At 66.2% G+C, this 6407-nt stretch carries 6 protein-coding genes; 5 read left to right on the top strand and 1 reads right to left on the bottom strand.

The window, feature by feature from the left end:
* The first annotated feature begins 88 nt into the window (after nucleotides 1-88).
* The 4 genes from AC062T_RS11800 to AC062T_RS11785 are packed head-to-tail and all read left to right on the top strand — an operon-like array spanning nucleotide 89 to nucleotide 4497.
* A complete protein-coding gene (locus AC062T_RS11800) occupies nucleotides 89-907 on the top strand; it encodes an ABC transporter permease (protein ID WP_159078116.1) in 819 nt (272 codons plus the stop codon).
* Nucleotides 904-1971 carry an ABC transporter ATP-binding protein gene (locus tag AC062T_RS11795; protein WP_476030257.1) on the top strand — a complete coding sequence of 356 codons (1068 nt, stop codon included), beginning with the start codon at nucleotides 904-906 and terminating at the stop codon, nucleotides 1969-1971. Before AC062T_RS11800 ends, AC062T_RS11795 begins: the two co-directional genes overlap by 4 nt.
* Nucleotides 1968-2984 (top strand): phosphotriesterase family protein, encoded by a 1017-nt coding sequence (locus AC062T_RS11790; RefSeq protein WP_476030255.1) that lies wholly within the window; start codon nucleotides 1968-1970, stop codon nucleotides 2982-2984. Before AC062T_RS11795 ends, AC062T_RS11790 begins: the two co-directional genes overlap by 4 nt.
* A gap of 58 nt (nucleotides 2985-3042) precedes the next feature.
* A complete protein-coding gene (locus tag AC062T_RS11785; RefSeq protein WP_476030253.1) occupies nucleotides 3043-4497 on the top strand; it encodes an aldehyde dehydrogenase family protein in 1455 nt (484 codons plus the stop codon).
* Between the two features lie 153 nt (nucleotides 4498-4650).
* Here the strand turns inward: AC062T_RS11785 and AC062T_RS11780 are convergent, their stop codons facing one another.
* A complete protein-coding gene (locus AC062T_RS11780) occupies nucleotides 4651-5895 on the bottom strand; it encodes an MFS transporter (protein WP_476030251.1) in 1245 nt (414 codons plus the stop codon).
* 164 nt (nucleotides 5896-6059) lie between these two features.
* Between AC062T_RS11780 and AC062T_RS11775 the strand changes: the two genes are divergently transcribed.
* The coding region (locus AC062T_RS11775) for a RidA family protein (RefSeq protein ID WP_476030249.1) at nucleotides 6060-6407 on the top strand (348 nt) is incomplete at its 3' end.

The following is a 6407-nucleotide window of genomic DNA, read 5'->3' as shown; positions in this document are numbered from 1 at the left end:
TTGCTCGTCGGTGCGACCGTCGTCATCTACCTGATCGCGGACAAGCTGTTCAAGGTCAGCGAGAAGTGGGGCTGAACCAGTGCGCACCATGACCGGGGCCCTCGGCCTCTACCGCGTTCCGATCTTCGCTGTCTCGGTTCTCGCCGGGCTCATGCTCTTCGTGCCGTTTCTCGTGCTCGTCGCGACGTCGTGGACCTCGGGCAGTCTCCTGCTCTTTCCGCCACAGGGATTCTCCCTGCGCTGGTACGAGCAGGTGCTCCAAGACCCCAAATGGATGGATCCGTTCTTTCTCTCCCTCGGGGTATCGGGAGTCGCCACCGTCATCGCCGTGATCTTCGGAACCCTGGGGGCGCTCGCGGTCACCCGGCTCAGCCAGCGTTCCGCCCGCATCGTTCGCACGCTGTTCATCGTGCCGATCGCCCTGCCCCCGGTTGCCTACGCGATCGGCCTCTACGGCATGAACCTTGAGCTGGGATTCCTGCGCGGAACCCTCGTCACCCTGATTCTTGGTGAAGCACTCATCGCCCTGCCCTACGTGTTCGTGCTCGTCTCGGCGGCAACCGGCAAGCTCGACCCCAATCTGCGCAACGCCGCAGTGACGATGGGTGCTCCGTGGACGCTCGTGCTGCGCCGCGTCGAGCTGCCGCTGCTGCTTCCCAACATTCTCGCGGGAGCCATCTTCGCCTTCAGCATCGTCTTCGACGAGGTCGTGCTGTCGGTGTTCCTGCTGCCGCCGGGGGTTGTGACCCTGCCGATGAAGATGCTGAGCGCCTCGACTGAGGCATTCTCTCCGGCGCTCACGGCGACCTCCACCATGGTGTCGCTCCTCGCCCTCATCGTTCTCGCCCTGTTCGCCTGGTTCAGCCAGGCGAGCGCCCGCCGCACGCGAAAGGCTGCATCGAAATGACAATCCCCGTAACCATCGACAAGGTTGATGTCACCCTCGGCCCAAACCACGTGCTCAAGCAGGTGTGCCTCGATGTGAAGGCTGGCGAATTCGTCACGCTTCTCGGGGCATCCGGCAGTGGCAAATCGACGCTTCTCAACGTGATCGCCGGGCTCCAAAAGGTGGACACAGGCCACGTGCTCTTCAACGGCGAGAACGTGGAGAAGCGAGCTCCCCAGGATCGCAACGTGGGCGTGGTCTTTCAGTCCTACGCCCTCTTTCCCCACATGACCATCGGCGACAACGTCCCGTTCCCGCTTCTCGCGGCCAAGCGGCCGGTGAAGGAGCGCAAGGCCGTCGCGGCAGAGATGCTCGAGCTTGTGCAGCTCGGCGGAATGGCCGACCGCATGCCAGCCTCCCTCTCGGGCGGCCAGCGTCAGCGCGTTGCCCTCGCCCGTGCCATCGCGTCGAACCCCGGCGTTCTGCTTCTCGACGAGCCCATGGCGGCCCTCGACAAGCAGCTGCGCGAGCACATGCAGGTCGAGATCAAGCGCATCCAGGAGCGCGTCGGCATCACCACGATCGCCGTAACCCACGACCAGACCGAGGCCTTCACAATGTCCGACCGGGTCGCGATCATGCACCAGGGCTGCTTCGTGCAGATCGATGCTCCCCAGGAGCTCTATCGCAAGCCCGTCAACGAATACGTGGCCAAGTTCTTGGGCGAGGCCAACCTGTTCGGCACGGCAGACGGTGTTCTGCTCGGACAGCCCGGCACGCAGGGCTCCCAGGGCACAGCCGTGATTCGGCCGGAAGACCTGCAGCCGCTGCACGACGGCGAGACGGCCCGCGTCAGCATCGAGGCCACCGTGTCTCTCGTCAGCTTCCAAGGCGAGCGCTACCGTGTCGAAGCCCGCGCGGCGGATGGCACGACAGTGATTTCGACGATGCCGAGCAACAGCGACATGTCGCGCCTCGCAGTCGGTTCCCTCATGGAGTTCGGTTGCCGCCAGCCCGAGCGCATGCACGTGATCTTGCCGCAGCACTCCTCCGCCGTGGTCGTTGAGGAGCCCGTAGCAGCATGATCGAGACAGCTCTCGGAGCGGTGGAGCGGGATGCTCTCGGCGTCGTGTCGATGCATGAGCATCTGCGAGCCGATGCGTCGGCGCTGCACCGCCCGGGAGTGGAAGAACTCGATGCGGATGCTCCCGTCTGCATCGAACTCGCTGGCGCACTGCGCTGGGGCCAGCTCGCGCTGCGAGACAACCTGAGAATCGACGACGACGATGCTGTCGCGCAGGAGCTAGCCGCGGCACACGCTCGCGGCCTCCGCACCGTTGTCGACGCGACGTCTCTCGGGCTGAACCCCGGGTACGAGCACCTTGCCGCGATCTCCCGCGCGAGTGGCGTCACCGTCGTTGCCTGCTACGGCGCCTACCTGGGCCCTGGCATCCCCTCGTGGTATCGCGACCTCGACACCGCTGGCCGCGAGCAGGTGTTCTTCACGGCCCTCACCGATTCCATGCCCGGCGTTGAATTTCGGGCCGGGATGCTCGGAATCATGGGCACGACGGCAGACTTTGGCGCCGACGAACGCAGCAGCCTCACCGCCGCAGCATCGGCAGCGGCCCGCGCCGGAGCATCCGTGAGCATTCGCCTGGACCCGGACGCTCGCAACGGCCTGGAGATCATCGACCATTGCGCATCCGCGGGGCTTGCCCCCGAACGCATTGTGCTTACCAATATCGATGAGTACCTCGATGACGCCTATCTGAACGACCTTGCCGATGCAGGACCGGTACTCGAGATGTGCTTCGGCGGCGAGGGTGGGCATCTTGGCCGCGTTCGCAACAGCGCCGACTTCGACCGTTTCGACGCCCTGCTTCGCTTGCTCGCCCGCGCCGACAGCGCGCGCCTCGTGCTCGGATGCTCCACCTGGACCAAGGCCCAGTGGAGCCGCTTTGGCGGCCCAGGGTATGGGCATCTTGTTACCCGAGTCGTGCCGGCCCTGCGCAGCAGCGGAGTGGACGACGCAACGCTCGACCGGATGCTCATCCACGAGCCCGCTCGAGTTCTCGACCGCACCGCGGCCGCCTGACCTGAGCGCCGCCGCCTGACCTGCACGACGCTGCCTGACCAAGAGAAAGAGAATCACCGTGAGAGACAACCTCCAGCCCCTTGCCGAAGTTGAGCCGTTCTATGTGGACGGGGAGTGGGTTTCTGCCGAGGGTGCCGAGCTCATCGACGTGTTCGACCCCGCAACCGAGCAGCTTCTGACCCGCGTGCCGCAGGCGAGCGAAGCGGAGGTCGACCGTGCCGTCGCCGCAGCCAAGGCCGCATTTGACGACCGCCGCTGGAGCGGCATGAGCCCGCACGACCGCTCGCGCATCCTCAACCGCGTCGCCGACATCATCGAGGAGAGGGTAGAAGAGCTCGCGATTCTCGAGACGCGCGACAACGGCAAGCCCATCGAGCGGTCACGCGCCGACACGCTCTCTTCCGCACGCACATTCCGCTATTACGCTGGCGCACCGTCGCGCCTCGGCGGCAGCGTGGTTCCCGTCGACGGTGGTGAGCACCACGTGTACACGACGTACGAGCCCGTCGGTGTCGCCGCGATCATCCTGCCCTGGAACTTTCCGATCATGACGGGGTCGTTCAAGCTCGCCCCGGCGCTGGCGGCCGGGTGCCCCGTTGTGATCAAGCCCGCAGAGCAGACCCCCCTCACGATGCTTCGGATTGCCGCCATCTGTGCCGAGGCGGGCGTGCCGACGGGCGTCGTCAACGTCGTGACGGGCGACGGCCGCGTTGGCGCGCAACTGACGACGCACCCCGATATCGCCAAGGTGTCGTTCACGGGGTCGACGGAGGTTGGCCGCAAGGTCATGACCGCGGCGACCGGCGACTTCAAGCGCCTCACGCTTGAGCTCGGCGGCAAGAGCCCCAACATCGTCTTCGACGACGCCGACCTCGATGCTGTTGTGCTCACTGCGATGCGGGCATCGTTCGGGCACTCCGGCCAGATGTGCACGGCCGGCAGCCGACTTCTTGTGCAGCGCAGCATCCTCGAAGAAATGACCAAGCGACTTGCCGACGCCGTTCGCCAGGTGCGCATGGGCGACGGTCTCGCGGGAGGAATTACCGTGGGGCCGCTGGTCTCCGAGGAGCAGCGCCAGCAGGTTCTCGGATACATCGAGAAGGGTGTCGCAGAGGGTGCCGAACTCGTTGTCGGGGGCGGGGTGCCCGATGGCGACGGTTTCTATGTGGAGCCCACCCTGTTCAGTGGTGTGCGCAACGACATGACGATCGCCCGCGAGGAGATCTTCGGACCCGTCGTTGGCATCATCCCGTTCGACGACGAAGACGAGGCCATCGCCATCGCGAACGACACAAACTATGGGCTCGCCGCCGGCGTGTGGACCAACAACCTGTCGCGGGCACACCGCATGGGGCAGCGCCTTCGTGCGGGCACGGTGTGGGTCAACACCTACAACATCTTCGACCCGGCCCTCTCGTTTGGCGGTCTGCGCGACTCGGGCATCGGCCGTGACCTCGGTGAGGACGCGCTCAAGGGGTTCTGTGAGCCCAAGTCCGTGGTGATCGCGCTCTAGGGGCAGCGGGGCGGCCGCTCTGCCTCCGCACCCCGCTCTCCGATGTGGGGCGCCGTAGGCGTGGTTGAGGGGTCCCGTATGCGTGTTCGCGAACTCCGCGAAGGCGCATACGGGACCCCTCAGTGCGTTACTGGCGCCCCCGCGAGGGGGTTGCTAGCGCAGGGCTGCGGACGTCGACGTACGACCGCGCAGCAGCAGGATGCTCAGCAGCACAACGCCCGCTAGCGCCGTGAAGGTCCAGCCCTCGCCGATCACGAGGATGAGGTACCCGCCGATGAGCGATCCGAGGGCGTGCCCGAAGCTTGTGAGGGCGGAGAAGATTCCGAGCCCCGTCGACCGCCGTCGCGGGTCGAGGTTCTCCGTCGCGAGGATCGTGAGCGCGGGGTAGAGGGGCGAGTAGCCGACGCCGACGAGCACCGCCCCGAGGGCGGCGAGGGCGAACGAGTTGGAGAGGCCAAGCGTCACCATTCCCGCGGCGACCATGGCGAGGGCCCAGCGGGCGACGACGACCGGCCCGAGCTTGTCGGTGAGACCGCCGAAGGCGAGCCTCGTGATGATCACGCTCGCGGCGAAGACCATGAAGACGTTGGCGGCGCCGAAGATTCCGCCGGATGCGACACCCTGCTTGGCGAGGTGCTGGATGAGGAATGCGACCATGAACGCTTCGGCGGCCCACGCGGCGATCGTGACGGTTCCCGGGAGCGCTACCTCGCGGAGCACGGCGCTCCAGCCGGCGAGGCCTCGGATCGGGGCGGACTCGATCTCCACCGTGCCCGTGTCGGTGCTTTCGCGATCGGCGTTGACCATCGGGTGATGGCCGGTCGGCCGGGGGGCCCGCGTGACGAACGTTATCGCGAGGGCGATGGTCTGGAGCAGCGCGGAGGCAATCCAGACAGCCTGCTGGCCGAGCTCGCGGTAGAGCGCGTCGCCAATAGTGGGGCCAAGCGCGAGGCCTACCCAGACGCTCAGACCGAAAAAGCCGAGCGCCTTGCCTCGCTCGTGGTGGGGCACCTCGGCGACGATCCAGGAGGTGAGGGCCATCGCGACCGCCGCGTTGCCGCCACCGACGATGACGCGGCTCGCGCCGAGCGTCGGCACCGTGAGCGCGATCGCGACGAGCACGAGGCCGGCGACTGCGATGATCGTCGACGCCACGAGAACCGGGCGCACCCCAAAGCGATCGATTGCGGCGCCCGCAATGAGCATGGCCGCGATCGAGGCGAAGGCCGACAGCGAGACAAGGAAACCGGCGAGGGCGTCGTTGCCCTCCAGATCGTTGCCGATGACCTGGGCGATAACGGGGTTGTTCGACGTATTGACGATATTGCCCACGGTTGCGGCGATGACCACGAGCCAGAATGCCGCTCCGCGGGTGCCGGTCTCGGCGACGCCCCTCATCGGTGAGCCAGCGTGGCTAAGCCACCTGGTGTGGTGATGAAGCGGGGTGGGATCACGGAGAACCAATCGTCCAATATTCCATTATTGTATCCACAAATACCCATACTGTATCCACATGCGAGCCGGCATCCGGATGTCGCCTGCATCGACGAGAGGAACTACGGATGAGCGCACTGACGCACGACGCACGCACGGCCGAAGAGAGGGTCGCGGCTCTTGGGCTCGAGATTCCCGACTACGTGAACCCGCCTTATGGCGGCCGTTACGGTGCGATGAAGGCCTTTCATCACACGGGCAAGCTCCTCATGCTCAGTGGAATGACCCCAGAGGGGCGCGACGGCGTCATGCTCAACCCCGGCCGCATCGGTGACGATGTCTCGAGCGACGAGGGGTATGCCGCCGGCCGCAAGACGGCCATCAGTGTTCTGGGCCTCATCCGTCTGGCGCTCGGCTCGCTCGATGAGGTCGAGAGCATGGCCCGCACGGTCTGTTACGGCGTCACGACGCCCGAC

This window comes from Homoserinimonas sp. (assembly GCF_056262345.1).
Note: the sequence above shows the minus strand (reverse complement) of the source record. Positions and strands in the feature narration are given on the sequence as shown.